The following is an 18,449-nucleotide window of genomic DNA, read 5'->3' as shown; positions in this document are numbered from 1 at the left end:
ATGAACCGGGGACGGCTGGACCAGGCTATTGATGCCATGGCCGGCCGTCCTCTTGCTGTCCTCACCGGTGCCGGGCTCAGCACGGATTCGGGCATCCCGGACTACCGGGGGCCGGACTCCGTGCCGCGCAGCCCCATGACTTATCAGCAGTTCGTGTCGGATGACTTGCTGCGGCGCCGGTACTGGGCGCGCAATCATGTCGGCTGGCGCCACATGCACCGCGCCGAGCCCAATGCCGGCCATCGCGCTCTGGCGGCGCTGGAACATGCGGGGCTGCTGACAGGGCTGATCACACAGAACGTGGACCGTCTGCATGAAGTTGCGGGCAGTATCAATGTGATTGACCTGCACGGGCGCTTCGACAAGGTCATCTGCCTGCAGTGCCGCCGGGTAATTGACCGCTCCGCACTCGCGGACCGGTTGGAAGCACTGAATCCCGGATGGCCCGACTCCTCGGCCGATCCCGGCGATGTAGCCCCTGATGCGGACGCCGACGTCGGTGACACGGCGCGCTTTGTCATCGCGGACTGCGAAGTGTGCGCCGGGATGCTGAAGCCGGACTTTGTTTATTTCGGCGAGAACGTTCCCAAGGACCGCGTTGCCGCGGCCTATGCCATGGTCGACCGGGCCGAGGCCCTGCTGGTGGCGGGAACATCGCTGACGGTCATGAGCGGGCTGCGGTTTGTCCGCCATGCCGCCAAAACAGGCAAGCCGGTGGTCATCATCAACCGCGGCAGCACTCGCGGGGATGAACTGGCGGCGGTGAAGCTCGAGGCAGGCGTCTCTGAGAGTCTGGAGAGCCTTGCAGCGGAGCTTCCTGCCCAGTCCGCCGATGATGCAGATGGTGCCAGTGAGTCCAGTTGGCACATCGGACCAGTTATCCGGTAGAGTATTTCCTTGTGATGTTGCGGCGGATAACGCACTGCGGCACTGTACAAAACATCACCATTGGGTCTTTAGCTCAGCTGGTAGAGCGCCACGTTTACACCGTGGATGTCATCGGTTCGATCCCGGTAGGACCCACCCTCGCAGGGTTCCGGCAACGGAGCCCTGCTGTGTTTAACGGCAAAGTGGCGAGTTCCAGGGCGCAGCGTTCAGCTCCTGCATAGGTTGCGCAGAGGCCCCGGCCATGTAGCTGTGGTAGCAAAGATGAAACCGGTTTCCGACCCGAAGGTAGTCAATGCCAAGCATCAAGCGTCGGCCGTTCTTTGCCCTTGTGGGCAGTGCGGCCGCCATCCTCCTTGCCGCGCAGACTGTGGACGTAGCGGTTGACAGCCGGGCCGGGGACGAGGACCTGCAGGCCCAGGCCCTCTCCAGGGCAAGTCAGGTGGAGAATCTCCAGGTGAGCCGCAATGAAGGCTCCGGTGCGGATGCGAAGACGCCCGAATCCAGCCTGGATGAGCAGCAATTTTCCGCCGCCATGGATGAGTATGCAGCCGCAACAGGGAAGACGTTCTCCGCCGCGGTGTACGATCCCGCCACGGATGAGACCTGGACCTACAACGCCCGCCAAGGCTACATGGAAGCAAGTGTCGTCAAGGTGTCCATGGTCCTGACGCTGATTCGGCAAGCCACTGAGGAAGGCCGCGGGCTGACTTCCGGTGAGATGGACCTGTCGGCCCGGATGATCCAGTCAAGCGACAATGACGCCACCAACGAGCTCTATCGGAACATCGGCGGCGCCGAGGCTTTGCAGGAGACCTACGACCTGTTGGCCTTGAGGAGCACGGAGGCAGGGCCGCTCTGGGGCGCGTCGACCACCACGGCGGCGGACCAGCTCAAGATCGTCAACGCCGTCATCTATGGAACGGACTGGCTGAATGAAGACCAGTTGGCCTACCTCCGGAAACTCATGAACGGTGTGGAAGCGTCCCAGTACTGGGGAGTGCCTTCCGGCACCACTCATGCCTCCGTGGCACTGAAGAACGGCTGGCTGCAGGACGACGACGGCAAATGGAATGTAAACAGCATCGGCTACGTGAGTGAGGACAGCACGGAGTACGGGATCACCGTTCTCTCGTCAGGCAATCCGGAGATGGAAGACGGTGTCTCGCTGATCGAAGACGTCGCGGGCATCATTCATGACCTCGAACGCAGCGATGCAGCCCGGGGGACTCAGGAGTCCAATTGAGCCCCTGCAATGCCGGCGGGCACCAAGAGTTGGCCGTGCAAAATAGTGCAACGGCTTAACCGCCCGGGCGCTGCCGGACTAGGCTGGAGCGTGGATACCTATCCCGGCTGCCCACGCGAGCAGGCCCGGTCCACGCAAGTAATCAAGCACTGGAGAGTAATGAGCGCACACATCGGTGTGACAGGTCTGGCAGTCATGGGCGCCAACCTGGCACGGAATTTTGCCCGTAACGGTTACACCGTTGCCTTGCACAACCGTTCGGTGGAGAAGACCGATGCCCTGCTGAACCAGTACGGGGATGAAGGCGACTTCGTCCGCACCGAGTCACTCCAGGAGTTGGTGGACTCCCTACAGAAACCGCGCCGCGTGCTGATCATGGTCAAGGCCGGAAAACCGGTGGATTCGGTGATCGAGCAGCTGACTCCGTTGCTTGAAGAGGGCGACATCGTCATCGACGCCGGCAACTCGCATTACGAGGACACCCGCCGGCGCGAAGCCGCATTGGCCGAGAAGGGCCTGCACTTCGTCGGAATCGGAGTCTCCGGCGGCGAGGAAGGCGCCCTGCTCGGTCCGTCCATCATGCCGGGCGGTTCGCGCGAATCCTACGATTCCCTCGGCCCCATGCTGGAAAAGATTTCAGCAAAGTACGACGGCGATCCCTGCTGCCGCTGGATCGGCACCGACGGCGCGGGTCACTTTGTGAAGATGGTCCACAACGGCATCGAATACGCAGACATGCAGGTCATCGGCGAAGCCTTCGACCTGCTGCGGTCCGGCGCAGGCATCGAGCCTGCCGAGCAGGCAGAGATCTTCACCGAGTGGAACAAGGGCGAGCTGTCCTCGTTCCTGATCGAGATCACCGCCGAGGTACTGGCACATACGGACGCCAGGACCTCGAAACCGTTTATCGACGTTGTTGTTGATTCCGCGGGCCAGAAAGGCACCGGGCGCTGGACGGTGGTCTCGGCGCTGGAACTGGGCTCGCCGGTTTCGGGTATAGCCGAGTCGGTCTTCGCCCGCGGCCTGTCTTCCCAGCGGGACCAGCGTGCATTGGCGCAGGACGTGCTGGCCGGCCACGAAGAGCAGGTGCAGGTACCCGAGGGCTTCGTCGAGGACGTCCGCCAGGCGCTGTTCGCGTCGAAGCTGGTCAGCTACGCCCAGGGCATCGACATGCTCACTTCGGCCGCGAAGGAATACGGCTGGGAACTGAAGCTGGACGAAATCGCTTCGCTATGGCGTGCCGGCTGCATCATCCGCGCGGAGCTGCTCGACGACATCATGAAGGCCTACGCCGACGAGGACCGCCCCGCGAACCTGCTGTTCGCCCCGGCCTTTGCCGAAGCCATTGCGGGAGCGGTACCGGCCTGGCGCCGCGTGGTGGCCACCGCCGTGCAGCTGGGCATCCCGGTCCCGGTCTTCTCCAGCTCGCTGGCCTACTATGACGGACTGCGCCGCAAGCGCCTGCCGGCGGCCCTGACTCAGGGCCTGCGCGACCTGTTCGGCGCCCACACCTACCGGCGCGTTGACGCCGAGGGCACCTTCCACACGCAGTGGAGCGGCGATAAGGCCGAGGTCGAGGCTGTCGACACGCACTAACATTCCGAACGGTCCTGCCGGGGCGGCTTGATGGGCCGCTCCGGCAGGACCGCCGGCTTCGGCATGACTACAGCAATTCGGCGCGCGTGTCGGCTGCGGACTTGTCCGAGAGCAGCCCCGGCGGCACGTCCAGGACGGTCACGGCGCCTGCGGATGCGGGGCCGGAAACGCCGAAGGCCCCGGGCTGCCGCAGGAGCAGTCAGGGGCCTTCGGAAGTGAGCAGGTCAGATCCACATAGCCGGATCGATATATTCGGCCGGATCCACGGCCGGCGTCGTTTCCCGCTGCGGATCACGGTGCCGGAACGTCGCTGGAATGCCGGTGATGATGGATTCCGGGGGCGCGTCCTTAACGACGACGGCGTTGGCTCCCACTGCGCTGTCCGCCCCGATGACAACCGGTCCCAGCACTTTCGCGCCGGCCCCGATAACCACGCGGTCTCCGATGGTGGGGTGGCGCTTGACCTTGGCCAGCGAACGGCCGCCGAGCGTGACGCCGTGGTAGATCATGACGTCTTCGCCGATCTCCGCCGTCTCGCCGATCACCACGCCCATGCCGTGGTCTATGAAGAACCGGCGGCCGATCGTGGCACCGGGGTGGATCTCGATGCCGGTCACAAACCGCCCCAGCTGCGAGAGCAGCCGTGCAGGGAAGCGCAGCGACGGATTGGCCCACATCTTGTGCGTCGCCCGGTGGATCCAGATGGCGTGCAGGCCCGAATAGGCTAAGAAGTTCTCTACGGACCCGCGGGCCGCCGGGTCGTGTGACCGGGCGGTCTCGAGATCTTCACGCAGTCGCGCTATGAAACCCATGGAAGCTTTCTGATCGGCGGTAACCGCTGGGCGGTCCGGACAACTTATCCGCGGATGTCGTCGTACAGGATGGTGGAGATGTAACGCTCTCCGAAGTCCGGGACCACGGCCACAATCAGCTTACCCGCGTTCTCCGGGCGCTTGGCGACCTCGAGGGCGGCCCAGACGGCGGCGCCGGCGGAGATGCCGCCGAGGATGCCTTCCTTGATGCCGAGCTGGCGTGCCACGGCCACCGAAGCTTCCGTGGGGGCGTCGAGCACCTCGTCGTAGACATCGGTGTCCAGGATTTCGGGGACGAAGTTCGCGCCGAGGCCCTGGATCTTGTGCGGGCCGGGATTGCCGCCGGTGAGGATGGCGGAATCCTGCGGCTCGACGGCGATGACCTGGACGCCGGGCTTGCGTTCCTTCAGCAGGCGGCCGGCGCCGGTGATTGTGCCGCCCGTGCCGATGCCCGCCACGAAGATGTCCACTTCGCCGTCGGTGTCGGCCCAGACCTCTTCGCCCGTGGTGGAACGGTGGATCGCAACGTTGGCCTGGTTGGCGAACTGCTGCGCCCAGATGGAGTTTTCCGTGGTGGCCACGATTTCCTTGGCCTTTTCAACGGCGCCGCGCATTCCTTCCGAACCCGGGGTCAGCACGATCTCGGCGCCGAAGGCGCGCAGCATGACGCGGCGCTCGGTGGACATGGTCTCCGGCATGGTGAGAATGACCTTATAGCCGCGGGCAGCGCCCACCATGGCCAGCGCAATACCGGTGTTGCCGGAGGTGCCCTCCACAATGGTTCCGCCGGGCTTGAGCGCGCCGGCCCGCTCGGCGGCATCCACAATGGCGACGCCGATCCGGTCCTTGACGCTGTTGGCCGGGTTGTAGAACTCCAGCTTCACCGCGACCTTTGCTGGCAGTCCCTCGGCCAGACGGTTGAGCCGAACCAGGGGAGTGCGTCCAACAAGCTGGGTTACGTCGTCGTAAATACGTGCCATTATTGCTGATTCCTGCCTTTTCCGGCCCATGGCCGATATGGATGTACGCGCAGCGGGCAGTGCTGACACGCCCGGAGCAAAGATAAGTTCAGCCTAGCCAGCGCCTACAGCGCCGGGCTAAGCAGCCAGCCACTGGGCGTAATATTTTCTGGCTTTGGCCAGCTTCGGGTCGATTATGACGCGGCAATACCCCTGTTCGGGGTACTTGGCGTAAAAATCCTGGTGGTATTCCTCGGCTGTGTGGAACGTCGGCAGCGCGGACACCTCGGTGACAATCGGGTTGTCCCACAGCGGCTGGGCACGCTCGATCGCGGCTTCGAACGTCTGCTTCTGCTCCTGGTCCGCGTAATACATGACCGAGCGGTACTGGGTGCCGACGTCGTACCCCTGGCGATTCAGGGTGGTCGGATCATGGGAGACAAAGAACATGTCCAGAATGACGTCTTCGGGCACCACCGCCTCGTCGAAGGTCACCGCCACGACTTCCGCGTGCCCCGTGGTTCCGGAGCATACCGCTTCATAGAAGGGGTTCTGTGTGTGGCCGCCGGCGTAGCCGGAAACCACTTCGGTCACTCCGCGCGTCTTCTGGTACACCGCGTCCAGGCACCAGAAGCAGCCGCCGCCCAAAACAAAAGTCTTCATGGTCGTTAACAATGTCAGACGGGGCGCCAAGATTCCCAATGTGTTCCACGTCACGACAAAAACGCGCACTCGAACCGGCCGATGGGGTAGAAAAGGACGTATGAACGACGACGAGCAGCCCGAGACCAAGCAGGACGCCGAAGACACGTCCAGCGAGCCTGCGCCGGAGGCCGGTGGGACCCCTATTCTGGGCGACGTGCTGCTGGCCATCGAAGAGCTGTGGCCCGAATCCCTGTCCGAGCCGTGGGATGCTGTTGGCCCCGTGGTGGGCAGGCCATCGGCGGAGGTAAAACGGATCCTCTTCGCGGTGGATCCCACGGCGGACGTGATTGCCGAAGCACTGGCCTGGGACGCGGACCTGCTGGTCACGCACCACCCGCTGCTGCTCAAGCCGGTGAACTCGGTGGCGACCTCACACTTCAAAGGTGACGCCATCCACCGCCTGATCGAGGGCGGGTGCGCGCTGGTGACCGTGCATACCAACGGCGACAGCGCCGTGGGCGGGGTTTCCGATGTCCTGGCCGACGCCATGGGCCTCCGCGATGTCCGGCCGCTGGCCGCCGCCGAGAACGGCCTGCCCGAGGAAGGCATCGGGCGGGTCGGGGAACTGGCCGACGGGACGACGCTGGGCGAATTCGCCGCGACCGTGTTCAGTATGCTGCCCGCGGTAGCCGGGGGAGTGAAAGTGGCAGGAGACAAGGACGGTATAGTCCGCACGGTAGCGGTGTGCGGGGGCGCCGGCGACTCGCTTTTCGACGCCGTCCGGGCGGCACAGGCGGATGTCTACGTCACCGCTGACCTGCGCCACCACCCGGCGTCGGAAGCCCGTGAGGGTGCGATCGACGGGCGGCCCTACCTGATCGATGTCTCGCATTTCGGCAGCGAGTGGCTGTGGCTCACACCGGCGGCCGATGCGCTGGACAACGTGCTTACGGACCAGGGATACAACGTTGAGGTCAGTGTCAGCGGCATCAACACCGATCCGTGGGATTTCATCCTGACGCCCGGGTCCTGATCCCGCCCCGGGATATTGGACGCAAAGGATAGGCTAGAAGGCACGCCGGGCCGCAGGGGCCGGGCAGGATCCGGAGGATTTTCATGGCGAAAGCACCAGCATCGGAGCAGCTGCGGCTGCTCGACCTCCAGGCACTGGACAGCAAGGTAACCCAGTTGGACCGCCGCAGCGCCACCGTTGCCAAGAACGCGGACATCGATGCCCTGTTGGAGAAGCTGGCCACTGCCGATTCGGAACTTGTCACGATCAACACCGAGGTTGGCGACACGCAGCGCGAACTCCAACGGGCCGAGACGGACGTGGAAATGGTCCAGACGCGGATCGACCGGGACCAGAAGCGGCTGGACAGCGGATCCGGATCACCCAAGGACCTTTCCGCCCTGCAGAGCGAACTCGTGTCGCTGAACAAGCGGCGTTCGGATCTAGAAGACGTTGAACTCGAGGTGATGGAGCGGCTCGAGGCCGTCCGCGAGCGGCAGGCCGACCACCAGAAATCCCATGATTCCCTGCGGGAGGAACTGGCCGCTCTGGAGAAGACCCGGGACGCTGAGTTGGCCGCCATCGCATCCGAGCGTGCAGCCGTAGCGGGGGAGCGCGCCGAACTGGCAGGTACCTTCGAGCCGGCCTTGCTGGCGCTCTATGAGAAGACCCGCGCCCAGCGGGGCGTGGGCGCGGCCAGGCTCTTCCACGGCAAGTCGGAAGGTTCCGGGATGCAGCTCAGCCCGGGCGATCTGGCCGAGATCAAGAAGGCCGCCGAGGACGACATTGTCTTCTGCCCCGATTCCGGCTGCATCCTGGTCCGCTCCGCTGAATGGGCCAGCTGAACCGCCGGGGAGCAAAATCTAGCTGAATCTTCCGCGCCTGGCCACCATCCGTCGTCGGGCCCTGCGCCGCAAAGACCGGACGATCCTCCGTCCCGCCGAAACCGCGGGGACGGGCAGGCGTTTCGAAGAGTCGCGGCGCTCCACCGTAACGGTCCGGCCGCCCTCAGACGTGGCCCGGATGCGTAGCGTGGCCAGAGCGTGGCTGCTGACGATGGCTCCGGCGGCACTGAGGGAAATGGTCAACCGGTAGTCTCCAGCGGGGAGCTGCGAGGTATCTACACCGGCAAATTTGTTGGTGGCGAAATAAGCATGGGTATAGTCGCTCAATCCGTCGCCGAAGGGATCAGCGGGAACTTTGACGCGTCCTGTGCCGAGCCTGAACGAATAGGTCCTGGTGCTGTCCGAGAGCAGCAGGTAATAGAGGCCTGAGCCCCAATCAGGCATCTCCACGCCTCGAACCGCAAACGGGCCTTCGACGTGTAGGAGGTTTCCACGCACCCACGTCCGGTTCAAGGCGATCTCATACTGGGCCGCCGTCGTGCCCGTAATCGGCCTCTTGTCCACCCTGCTGCCGGTGCTATCGGAACGCAGACGGATTAGGTGCGGGCCACAGTTCACTTCGGCCTCCAGCCGGTCGGCTGCGGTGCAGGGGACCCTGACCGGACCGTCTTCGGAGTCCATTTCCAGCTCAAGGTCGTAGAGCCCTTCCGGTAGCCCGCTGACATCGATTCCTGCATCCCGAGGGGTGCGGAACTGGGCATACCGGTAGTCAGCGAACGCATCTTCGAAGTATTTGAAGTAGAGACTGCGGTTGCTGGTCCGTTCCAGAGCGTAGGCAAACGAGCCGGCAGCACTGGTGAGCAGGAGTTGGGCGGGCACGGCGGAAGGGTGGCCGACGCCGTGCCCTTTGGGGAAGGCGACGCCGGCCGGAAACAGCCGTTCGGGTCCGGTCCGGCAGGACACGAGATTGGCCACCACTTCTCCTGCGGCTTGTTGATCAGCCAGCATGTCGGCAGCGAGCTGGGGAGCCAAACGCTGACCGTTGCGCATCACGCCGAAATGCGGCGGAACGTTCTCAGTCAGGGCATACAACGTGGACAGGATCAGCGGCAGATTGTACCGCGTGACGTCGGAATGCTCGTTGACCAGGTCCGAATGGGTTTCGATGTAGTTGAAATTCGCGTACTCCGAGAGCAACGGAAGCCCCGGAACGATCTGTTCAGCATGGAACTGGTCTTCCAACGCACTGAACAAATAGATGTTTCTGTTCTTGTCGGTATCAGCCACGATCGCCTCCGGGAGGAGTTCGTCGAGAACCTGCTGCTCCCCGGACGAACCCTCCAGCGTCATATGATCAAAAATCACGGGCCGATGCCGTCGTGTATGGGAGCCGATGAAAAGCTGCGGAGCGCTGGCGAGAATGTTCTTGAAGCCATACTTGATACCCAGATAGAGAGCCGCGAAGCCGCCTTTCGAAAAGCCCGCCAGCGTGCACTGGTCCTTCGTCAGTCCCAGCCGATCCAGCTCCGCCTCGATGAGTTTTACAACGGCTACTTCGATAGAGAAGTCCATGCCGTGGCAGAGGTAGTAGGCGAACTGGCCGTGGAATTTGTCTTTGATCCATAGCCAGTGCGACTGGCTGTTCCGTGAAGCCCGGCCATCAAACTCGTACGAGTCAATGGGGCGAATTCCCGCAAACATCACGATCAAATGCCGACGGTCCAGCTTCGCCTTGCGCCGCTTGTAAAGAACGGTAGTGCCGCCGTGCCTGAATTCCAGTTCTTGAAGCGTCAACCTGCTACCCCGCCAACTCCGGCAGGATGATGTTCAGCGCGTGCGGCTTGCGGGCCTTGCCTGCAGCCAGCTCCGCCTGCCATTTCTCCTGCGCGGCCTTGAGCAGGCTGCCCGGAGTCTCCGGCGCCTTGCCCCGGCGGGTGAGCAAATGGCGGGCGAGCTCCCCGCGGGTGTGCTTGGCAAAGTGCGAGACCACGGTCCGCTTGCCGTTCCGCTCCTGGAAAACGTTGACCACTACCGTCCTGTCCGCGGCCGGGGACCACGCCGCGGCATAGCTGCTGGAGCGGCAGTCCACCAGCAGGTGCCCGTCGGCATGCGCGTCCAGCGCCGCGGGCAGATGCTTTTTCCAGTAGCTGGCGAGTTTCCCGGTTTCGGGCAGGCCCACCGACATGGACAGCCGGTACGCGGGAATGAAGTCGGGGAAAGCGATGGCACCCCACAAGGCAGAGACAATAACGACGGCGGCATCGGCCTTGCGCTTTTGCGCCGGGGTCATGGTGCGGTAGCCCAGGGCGTCGTAAAGGACGCCCGAATAGACGGTATGGGCGGCGGCCGACGGCTCGTTGTGCAGGCGCGTGTTGCGTTCCACTTCGGCGGCCAGCGACGCCCCGACGCCGAGACTGACCAGCGCATCGGGCTGCGAACTGACGTGGGCCAGGGCATTCAGGACTTCCTCGCGGGCTGGATTCAGCTCCGGGAAATGCAGTTCCGAGAGCTCAAACGGATGGCCCTTGGCAGCGGCGGTTTTACCTTCGGAGGGAGGAAGCAGAATCAGCACCCTACGAGCTTACAGATTCCGACGGAGGTCGCCCGCGCGTGGTCCCGCGGCCTGTATCCTTGGAACTGGATGGGTTGGCTGGGCGATCGCGTTGGCAGGTGCAGACCTGCTGCCGAGGAAAGTCCGGGCTCCGCAGAGCAGGGTGGTGGGTAACGCCCACTCGGGGTAACCCGCAGGCCAGTGCCACAGAAAACAAACCGCCAGGACCGCCTATGGGCGGGATCTGGTAAGGGTGAAAAGGTGGTGTAAGAGACCACCAGTGTCCCGGGTGACCGGGAGAGCTAGGTAAACCCCACTCGGAGCAAGGCCATACAGGGTACGTGCGAGGGCTGCTCGCCCGAGTGCCCGGGTAGGCCGCTTGAGGGCATCGGCAACGGTGCCCCTAGATGGATGATTGCCACCCGGCGGCGGGTAACTGCCGCCGGCGACAGAACCCGGCTTAAAAGCCAACCCATCCATCAAAGCGCATTCTTTCCAGGCAAAATCCGATTGATGGTCAGCAATATTTGGCAGTAGCTCTCGACAAGTTGGGCCAAGATCAGCAAGACGGCACACGTTGCTCCCAACCAGCGGCTAGACTTTACGGGCTCGGCACAACCGTGCCTGGAACAGTCGTTGGCAAGGGGGAATAGTGGCAGGTCTCAAGCGTTTGAAACGTTTCATGACGGGTGCTGCGGCAGAGAAGCTCGATGTAATGCGACAACAGGCCAAGCTGTTGGAACGGCAGAACAAGTTGCTTGTCGAGCAGAATAAGTTGATCACATCTGCCATAGACGATGAGCGATTGACGAAAATCGCTTTCGAGCTCAAGCGCACCCGCGATGCGGTCGAGAATATTCGTGGAGTTGCTATGGCTCCTATTCGCCAGGAGATCGCCCAAGTCATGCAAGCTCGGCAGCTCGGTTTCATGGAAACGATTGAAGCCCTCCGCGACGAGCGACGGAGTTTCGCACGCTATGGCGATGGAGAGTTCCGACTAATGTATCGGCTCGAGCATAAGCTGAAGTTTCATAGGAACTCGCCTGAACTCATGGTCGCGCTCAAGCGTGTACTTACCGATCCCTCTGAGAATACGCTGATTGGCATGCCGCAGGTATTTCTGGGTCTCCATTGGTCGATCGTTTTCGCGGAAACATGGCACTTCGTCGGCCCTCTGGTCGCATCGCAAGAGCGGTTCGGGAACTCTCACGTAACCAGGCCGATGTTCTTCGACCATCATGGACAGGATGCCGTGGATGCTTGGCGATCGGTGTGGGAAGGTCGGGACGTTGTGGTGGTGACTGGACAGGGGTCTCGGTTCCAGATGGTTCCTGCGCTATTCGACAATGTCAGCAGCGTTACCGAGGTTTTCTCCACGCCAACGGACGCATTCTTCGACCTTGATCGTCTCATCGGCGAAATTGAAGACACGGGGCGCGACTTGGTTCTACTTTCGCTTGGTCCCGCTGCCACGGTTGCGGCGGACATGCTGGCGGCCAAGGGCATCCAGGCCTTGGATATCGGTCATCTGTCCTCCAGCTACGAGAATGTCCTATTGGGCGCTGAACTCCCCGAACATGTTCCGCCTATACGCAAGTAGCCTTCAAGCCAACGCTTCAATACCCGTGACGACCACGTGCAGCGCGGCTGTGAGTGACTTCACACGTATCTGGAGTCAGCGCCCCTCCGGAGTCTCTAGAATAGATATGGGCATAGTCCTCAACACAGCTGCTGGTTACGGAAGTTGTGTGCTCTGCACGAAGTAGACGGATCTTCGTTGCAGGCGTCGCCGTGGATTGCGCGGCGAGTTCCAACCGGTCTCGAGGGAGAGTCCGGCTGATGTAGGAAGGTAATTCTGTGAACCAGAAGTCAGAAGCGGCCCTGGATACGTGGATCAATCGCGAGGCACTTGCCGAAACGATGATTCCATTGATCGGGCGCCTGTACCGCGAGAACAACGTGGTCACATCCATCCACGGACGAAGCCTGATCAACCAGTCCGTAGTCGGCATCCTCAAGGCCCACCGGTTTGCCCGGCAGATCGATGAAGTCGAACTGCCGCTGGAAGAAACTTTCCCGGTGCTGCAGGCACTGACCGAGCTGGACCTCGGTGCCGGCTCTGTCGATCTGGCCCGCTTGCTGGCTAAGTTCAAGACCGAAGCCGCGGGCAGCGAACTGAAGGACTTCCTGCGGGAAGAGTTGGCCGAGATTGTCGGTAAGCGTGGAGCGGACGCCCGCGTCAGCACCGACGTCGTTCTTTACGGTTTCGGCCGCATCGGCCGCCTCCTGGCCCGGATCATGATCGGCCACTCGGGCGGCGGGCACGGCCTGCGGCTGCGCGCCATCGTGGTCCGCAAGGGATCCGAGAATGACCTCGTCAAGCGCGCGAGCCTGCTGCGCCGCGACTCCGTCCACGGCCCGTTCGAGGGGACAATCTCGGTGGACGAGGAACAGAACACCATCCTCGCCAACGGCACGCTGATCAACGTGATCTACTCCAACGATCCGTCCACGGTTGATTACACCGCGTACGGCATCAACGACGCCATTGTTGTGGACAACACCGGCCGCTGGCGCGATGAAGAGGGCCTGTCGCAGCACCTGAAGAGCAAGGGTGTTTCCCGCGTTGTACTGACGGCCCCGGGCAAGGGCGGCCTGAAGAACATTGTGCACGGTGTGAACCACAAGGACATCACCTCCGACGACAAGATCGTCACGGCCGCGTCCTGCACCACCAATGCCATCACGCCGGTGCTGAAGGCCATCAACGACAAGTACGGCGTGGTCCACGGCCATGTGGAGACGGTGCACTCGTTCACGAACGACCAGAACCTGATCGACAACTTCCACAAGGGTGAGCGCCGCGGCCGTGCTGCTTCGCTGAACATGGTGATCACCGAGACCGGTGCCGCCAAGGCAGTCGCCAAGGCTCTGCCCGAGCTCGAAGGCAAGTTGACGGGCAACGCCATCCGCGTTCCTACCCCGAACGTCTCGATGGCCATCCTGAACCTGAATCTGGAAAAGGATGCCACCAAGGAAGAACTGAACACGTACCTGCGCGGTATGTCGCTGGATTCCGAACTGCACAAGCAGATTGACTACATCGACTCGCCCGAAGTTGTCTCGAGCGACTTCGTGGGTTCGCGCCGCGCCGGCATTGTCGATGGCCTCGCAACGATTGCCAACGGCAAGAACGCCGTCCTCTATGTCTGGTACGACAACGAATTTGGCTACAGCTGCCAGGTCATCCGAGTCCTCGAGGAAATGGCCGGGGTGCACCCGATGCTGTTCCCGGTTGTCGCCAAGGAACCCGTGGTCGAGGCGATCAGCTGACCTGACGGAACCTTGTATATCGAGAGGCCGACGGCGTTTTATACGTCGCCGGCCTCTCGGCATTTGCGGCACGCGGGCAGCGGCTATGGCTTTTGCTACGAGGCCGTTCCTAGAATGGGCCCATGACTGAAAAGACGGAGTTGTCGAGATGGGAACGGGCGCAGGCCAACTACAAGGAGGCGCAGCGCTTGCTCAAGGAAGCGCAGTCTGCCTTCGCACGGGGAGACGTCCAGCAGAAGCGCGTTGACGAGTTGACCCGGCTGAAGGACATCGCCGAGGAAGACTATCTGCGGTGCGAGAAGGAGCATCGGTCGGGATTGACGGACTCCTGACTGGAATTAGTGTCCGAATGGATCCGGGTCCACACCCGGCATCCAGGTTAGTCCTTCTTTGGCCCAGCCCTCATTCTTTATGTGCTTGCGTGCGCGCCGGCCCCACCGATCATTGAGCCGATCGATGTACAGCTTGCCGTCAAGATGGTCGTATTCATGCTGCATGACGCGGGCGAACCAGCCGGTGGCTTCGAAGTCCATCGGCTGTCCGTCGACGTCGAAACCCTGGACTCTGGCCCATTCAGCACGCTTGAGCGGGTAGCTCAGTCCCGGCACAGACAGGCAGCCTTCGATTTCCTCCTCGGGGTCCGGGTCGGCGCCGGATATCTTCGAGAGAGTCAGCGAAGGATTGATCACCACGCCGCGCGCCGGTACACCGTCGTCGTTAGCGAATTCGTAGGTGAACAGGCGCAGGCCGACACCGATCTGCGGCGCGGCCAGTCCCACCCCGTGGGCCGCATCCATCGTCTCGTACATATCCTCGACGAGGTCGCGGAGGTCGTCGTCGAACTCGGTGACGGCGGCGGCGCGGCGGTGCAGGACGGGTTCACCGGTGATGGTGACTGGACGGACGGGCATGCTTCTCCTCAGTGCGAAAGCTCGAAATGCTAGTTGGCGATCCGGGCCAACGGCATCGCGCATGGCCTCACTGCTGCCGCCGAAGATCGGGAGCAGGCGTGCGGCCAGGTAGGCCTGGGCGACAGAATATTCCGGGATGTAGCCGTAACCGCCGTGCAATTGCCGGCAACGGTCGGTAGCAGGTGGCCCCACTGCTGGTGGTGCGGCGCGACGTCGCGCGAATTGAGCTCAACGGCTACTTCGCGAAACATCTCATGATCTACTTCGTAGAGATCGCGCTCCATAACCGTCTTCTCCTCAAGCTGTTACTCGGCTCAGCATCGTGTCCGCTGAGTGCCGGGCTTGACCGGCTGAACATGAAGAAAGCCGCCTGGATCATCTCCAAGGCGGCTTTCTTGTGAAGCTACCGGTGTAAGCCACCAGCCTCATTCGGGGTGAGTAACGGGGATTGAACCCGCGACCTCCTGGACCACAACCAGGCGCTCTGCCAGCTGAGCTATACCCACCATATGCCTCTTTGTTCCTCCCGGCAGATCCCACTCTAGCGGTTCCTGCCGGTCTTCAACCACAAAAGGCAACGCAGATAAGTCTACATGCTTTTCGGGGTGCTTTTGACCGCCTCCCGCCATTTTGGCCCGAATCGAGCAAAATGTGGTGCAGCTAACATCGCAGGGGCGGTGTCAGAGCACAGCAGATTGGGTGATCTCGGCAGCGATCTTCTTGGCAGTGGCCGAGTCGGGGCCGGGGGAGGGGACGAAGACTGCCTGGCGGTAGTAGCGCAGCTCATTGATCGAGTCCTTGATGTCTCCGAGGGCCCGGTGCCCGCCGCTCTTGGCCGGGGACTGGAAGTATGCGCGCGTGAACCACCGGCGCGACAGTTCCTTGATCGTCGAGACGTCGATAATCCGGTAGTGGAGGAAGTCGATGACCTTCGGCATGTCCCTGGCCAGGAAGTTGCGGTCGGTGCCCACCGAGTTCCCGGCGAGCTGTGCCTTGCGGGGCTCGGGAACCCAAGCGGTGATGTACTCCATGACCTTGTCTTCCGCCTCAGTCATGGTCATGCCGTGCGGCAGTTCATCGAGCAGCTTGGAAGTGGTGTGCATTTCCCGGACAAAGTCATTCATCTGGGTAACGGACTCATCGGAGGGCTTGATGACCACGTCCACACCTTCCCCGAGCACGTTCAGCTCCGAGTCGGTGACCAGCACTGCCACCTCGATGAGCGCATCTGCCTCGAGGTCCAGTCCGGTCATTTCGCAATCGATCCAGACAATATGTTCATTAGAGATAGGCACCGCTCAAATGTACCGCGTCGGCAACGGCCCATGCCCGGTGAACCAAGCGGCCACCGCGGATCCTCCGACAAAACGTCCGGTCCACGGTGCTAAAATCCACAACAAGTGCCCCGGCGAGCCAGCCGGGCTGCACCCATTCGCCTGACCGTTCTGAGGCGTGCATTCTCCACGGCACCCGCGGCCAAGCCACAGGCTGCGAACGACGTACACCCCCAGATTGATTGGACCGCATTTAGATGACCGCCAACATGCCCGCGACTGATCCCTCCACGCCTGCCGGAGGCGAAGAGGGCCCGGGGCGTTCGGCGAAGAGCATTATCGAGGGGACCGTTGGTTCCTTCATGATGTTTTTTGGCTCGCTGGGAGTGGGATGGCTGGCATCAGTATCGGACCTGCGGCGATGGCCGCTGTTGATCTGGCTGCGGATTGAACCGGAAGGCGTCGTCGTCTCGGTTGTCCTCCTCGCCCTGGGCGGCATGTTGATGATCCGCTCCTGGCTGCGGCTGGGGCAGCAGTTCACCGTCTGGGGGGCCGAAGCGCGCAAAGCCACTTATACGGCGATAGCTGCCTGGGGCGCCCCGCTTGCCCTGAGCATCCCGCTCTTCAGCCGCGATGTCTACGCCTACATTGCCCAGGGCAAAGTCATGGTCAATAACCTCAATCCGTACGTTGACGGGTATGACCAGCTTTCGAACTATCTGCAGACAGGTGCCGACGATCTCTGGGCCAGAAGTCCGACGCCGTACGGACCCATCTTCTTGTGGATGGAAGAATTCGTCGTCTGGCTGACAGGCGGCCACCCGGAATACTCCATCATTTTCTTCCGCATCATCGCACTGGCGGGGGCCGCAATGTGCATCTACTACGGTCCGAAACTGGCCGAGCTGCACGGCATCAACCCCAACCGTGCATTGTGGCTCGCCTGCGCGAATCCGCTGTTCCTGACGACGTTCATCGCCAGCATCCACAATGACGCGTTGATGCTGGGCCTGGCCTTGGGCGGGCTGTACCTGGCAGCGACCAAGAAGCCGCTGCTGGGCGTTCTGCTGGTCACGCTCTCCATCGGCATCAAACCGATTACCATCATCTTCTTGCCCTTCATCGGACTTCTCTGGGCCGGGCGCGGGGCGAGCTGGGGCCGGAAATTCGGATTCTGGGCGCTTACCGCCGGATTATCGTTTGGTTTATTGGGCATCCTCGGTCTGATGAACGGCTTTGGATTCGGCTGGGTAGGAGCCTTGAGTACTCCTGGCAGCGTCTGGATCTGGTACGCGCCGATCGGGCTGCTGGGCGCCGTCCTCGGCGGTATAGGAGGAGCGTTCTCGTTCGACGGCGAATTGATCACCTGGCTGGTACATAAGGCTGGCACGGTGGCGTCGATCGGCGTCGTGCTCTATCTGATGTTCCGTGGCAAACATGACCGGATAGTCCGCAGGCTGGCTCTAGCCCTGGCCGCCGTCGTGTTTCTCGCCCCGATGATCCAGGCTTGGTATGTCGTCTGGCTGCTCCCGCTCTTTGCCGCGACCGGAATCCGGAATGACTGGCAGGTTAAAACCGTGTACTCCGTCACGTCCTTCCTGATGGTCTATGCCATAGCCGACCAGCTGGATATCTTCCCGTACATCGAGTTCGACCTCGGCGCTGCCCGGCTGCTGGCTGCTTTTGTCGCCGTTGCGTTCGCCGTCTATCTGGTGTTTTTCGACCCCAAAACGCGCACGCTTTTCCGGAAGAAATACGAAGACCCTGCCGATAACCGGCTGTTCTGATTTGACCTCCTGTGGACCTTCCGATGGCGGGATTTAGGGCCGCGCGCGAACGCATCAAGATGCAACCGCCGGCAATACCGGAGATACTGGTGCAATGACCAGTGAGGCCGAAGAAGTAATTGCAGCAGATTTTGACGTCACCGAATGGGATCCGGAACCCTACGAAATTGAAGGTTCGAACTCTGACCTGAGCCGGGTCCGGGTCACCAAGCTTTTTGACGGACTGATCACTGGCACCAGCCGGGCCGAGCTGCTGATGGCCGGAAACACGCGAGGCGCCGGCTACGTCGCTTCCGAGGTATTCACCGGTACGGTGGACGGCAAAGAGGGGAGCATGATCATCCAGCACTGGGGCCTCGCCGAAGGCGAAGCAGCTGCCAGCGCCGGACACATCATTCCCGGATCCGGCACCGGCGACCTGGAAGGAATCGTTGGCAAGGCCACGTACTCCCAGGACGCCAGCGGTCAGCACAGCTTGGAACTGCGTGTGTACTTTCGCACAGAGCCGGTAAACGGCCTGCCCAGCTAAATCCTCTAAACTCGGTATGTGCGCCTCCGGCCCGAGTCCGGGCCAGGCGCCGCACCAAACCATT

18 protein-coding genes, 2 tRNA genes, 1 other RNA gene and 1 pseudogene are annotated in these 18,449 nt (G+C 62.2%); 13 read left to right on the top strand and 9 right to left on the bottom strand.

Annotated features, from left to right (window positions below):
- The 4 genes from J5251_RS16220 to gndA all read left to right on the top strand — a co-directional run bounded on the left by J5251_RS16220 (position 1) and on the right by gndA (position 3,727).
- Entirely contained in the window at positions 1–888 is an 888-nt protein-coding gene (locus J5251_RS16220; RefSeq protein ID WP_208574603.1) for an NAD-dependent protein deacetylase, read from the top strand.
- A gap of 62 nt (positions 889–950) precedes the next feature.
- Positions 951–1,023, top strand: a tRNA-Val gene (locus tag J5251_RS16215).
- A gap of 157 nt (positions 1,024–1,180) precedes the next feature.
- Positions 1,181–2,131, top strand: coding sequence for a serine hydrolase (locus J5251_RS16210; protein ID WP_208574602.1), 951 nt, complete (start codon positions 1,181–1,183; stop codon positions 2,129–2,131).
- A 159-nt stretch (positions 2,132–2,290) separates the two neighbouring features.
- The gene (gene gndA / locus J5251_RS16205) at positions 2,291–3,727 is read left to right on the top strand and encodes an NADP-dependent phosphogluconate dehydrogenase (protein ID WP_208574601.1); all 1,437 of its coding nucleotides are present in this window, start codon (positions 2,291–2,293) and stop codon (positions 3,725–3,727) included.
- 224 nt (positions 3,728–3,951) lie between these two features.
- On the opposite strand, the gene epsC is transcribed toward gndA, so the two are convergent.
- The 3 genes from epsC to msrA form a co-directional block, all read right to left on the bottom strand.
- On the bottom strand, positions 3,952–4,539 hold the full coding sequence (gene epsC, locus J5251_RS16200) for a serine O-acetyltransferase EpsC (RefSeq protein ID WP_074702081.1): 588 nt from the start codon (positions 4,537–4,539) through the stop codon (positions 3,952–3,954).
- A 44-nt stretch (positions 4,540–4,583) separates the two neighbouring features.
- Positions 4,584–5,519, bottom strand: a complete 936-nt coding sequence (gene cysK, locus J5251_RS16195) for a cysteine synthase A (RefSeq protein WP_208574600.1) — start codon at positions 5,517–5,519, stop codon at positions 4,584–4,586.
- A gap of 117 nt (positions 5,520–5,636) precedes the next feature.
- Positions 5,637–6,161, bottom strand: coding sequence for a peptide-methionine (S)-S-oxide reductase MsrA (gene msrA, locus J5251_RS16190; RefSeq protein ID WP_139005385.1), 525 nt, complete (start codon positions 6,159–6,161; stop codon positions 5,637–5,639).
- Between the two features lie 100 nt (positions 6,162–6,261).
- Between msrA and J5251_RS16185 the strand changes: the two genes are divergently transcribed.
- Positions 6,262–7,176 carry a Nif3-like dinuclear metal center hexameric protein gene (locus J5251_RS16185; RefSeq protein ID WP_139005386.1) on the top strand — a complete coding sequence of 305 codons (915 nt, stop codon included), beginning with the start codon at positions 6,262–6,264 and terminating at the stop codon, positions 7,174–7,176.
- A gap of 83 nt (positions 7,177–7,259) precedes the next feature.
- Positions 7,260–8,000 carry a zinc ribbon domain-containing protein gene (locus J5251_RS16180; RefSeq protein WP_139005387.1) on the top strand — a complete coding sequence of 247 codons (741 nt, stop codon included), beginning with the start codon at positions 7,260–7,262 and terminating at the stop codon, positions 7,998–8,000.
- Positions 8,001–8,018: 18 nt separating this feature from the next.
- On the opposite strand, the gene J5251_RS16175 is transcribed toward J5251_RS16180, so the two are convergent.
- Complete coding sequence (locus J5251_RS16175; protein WP_139005388.1) at positions 8,019–9,794, bottom strand: accessory Sec system protein Asp2; 1,776 nt, start codon at positions 9,792–9,794, stop codon at positions 8,019–8,021.
- 4 nt (positions 9,795–9,798) lie between these two features.
- Positions 9,799–10,572, bottom strand: coding sequence for a YaaA family protein (locus J5251_RS16170; protein WP_208574599.1), 774 nt, complete (start codon positions 10,570–10,572; stop codon positions 9,799–9,801).
- 70 nt (positions 10,573–10,642) lie between these two features.
- On the opposite strand from J5251_RS16170, the gene rnpB reads away from it, so the two are divergent.
- From rnpB to J5251_RS16150, 4 genes are all read left to right on the top strand, one after another.
- An RNA gene (gene rnpB / locus J5251_RS16165) (RNase P RNA component class A) lies at positions 10,643–11,030 on the top strand.
- A gap of 173 nt (positions 11,031–11,203) precedes the next feature.
- A complete protein-coding gene (locus J5251_RS16160) occupies positions 11,204–12,151 on the top strand; it encodes a GT-D fold domain-containing glycosyltransferase (RefSeq protein WP_208574598.1) in 948 nt (315 codons plus the stop codon).
- Between the two features lie 257 nt (positions 12,152–12,408).
- Positions 12,409–13,884 (top strand): glyceraldehyde-3-phosphate dehydrogenase, encoded by a 1,476-nt coding sequence (locus J5251_RS16155; RefSeq protein WP_208574597.1) that lies wholly within the window; start codon positions 12,409–12,411, stop codon positions 13,882–13,884.
- 122 nt (positions 13,885–14,006) lie between these two features.
- Positions 14,007–14,216, top strand: coding sequence for a hypothetical protein (locus J5251_RS16150; RefSeq protein WP_139005392.1), 210 nt, complete (start codon positions 14,007–14,009; stop codon positions 14,214–14,216).
- A gap of 6 nt (positions 14,217–14,222) precedes the next feature.
- Here the strand turns inward: J5251_RS16150 and def are convergent, their stop codons facing one another.
- Complete coding sequence (gene def, locus J5251_RS16145; protein ID WP_139005480.1) at positions 14,223–14,795, bottom strand: peptide deformylase; 573 nt, start codon at positions 14,793–14,795, stop codon at positions 14,223–14,225.
- Between the two features lie 60 nt (positions 14,796–14,855).
- A pseudogene (locus J5251_RS20535) lies at positions 14,856–14,987 on the bottom strand (acyl-CoA dehydrogenase family protein); the annotation flags it as partial.
- On the opposite strand from J5251_RS20535, the gene J5251_RS16135 reads away from it, so the two are divergent.
- Complete coding sequence (locus J5251_RS16135) at positions 14,978–15,196, top strand: hypothetical protein (RefSeq protein WP_208574596.1); 219 nt, start codon at positions 14,978–14,980, stop codon at positions 15,194–15,196. The pseudogene J5251_RS20535 and the gene J5251_RS16135 overlap by 10 nt on opposite strands.
- Positions 15,197–15,228: 32 nt before the next feature.
- Here the strand turns inward: J5251_RS16135 and J5251_RS16130 are convergent.
- Positions 15,229–15,301, bottom strand: a tRNA-His gene (locus tag J5251_RS16130).
- Positions 15,302–15,475: 174 nt separating this feature from the next.
- Positions 15,476–16,090: an oligoribonuclease gene (gene orn, locus J5251_RS16125; protein WP_208574595.1), complete on the bottom strand. Its 615-nt coding sequence runs from the start codon at positions 16,088–16,090 to the stop codon at positions 15,476–15,478.
- Between the two features lie 236 nt (positions 16,091–16,326).
- Between orn and mptB the strand changes: the two genes are divergently transcribed.
- Together mptB and J5251_RS16115 are read left to right on the top strand one after the other, a co-directional pair.
- Positions 16,327–17,856, top strand: coding sequence for a polyprenol phosphomannose-dependent alpha 1,6 mannosyltransferase MptB (mptB, locus tag J5251_RS16120; RefSeq protein WP_208574594.1), 1,530 nt, complete (start codon positions 16,327–16,329; stop codon positions 17,854–17,856).
- A 94-nt stretch (positions 17,857–17,950) separates the two neighbouring features.
- Entirely contained in the window at positions 17,951–18,385 is a 435-nt protein-coding gene (locus tag J5251_RS16115) for a DUF3224 domain-containing protein (protein WP_074702096.1), read from the top strand.
- Positions 18,386–18,449 lie beyond the last annotated feature (64 nt).

It is taken from the genome of Arthrobacter crystallopoietes (assembly GCF_017603825.1).
Lineage (GTDB): Bacteria > Actinomycetota > Actinomycetes > Actinomycetales > Micrococcaceae > Crystallibacter > Crystallibacter crystallopoietes_B.
The sequence above is the reverse complement of the archived record's forward strand: the minus strand, read 5'-3'. Positions and strand labels throughout refer to the sequence as shown.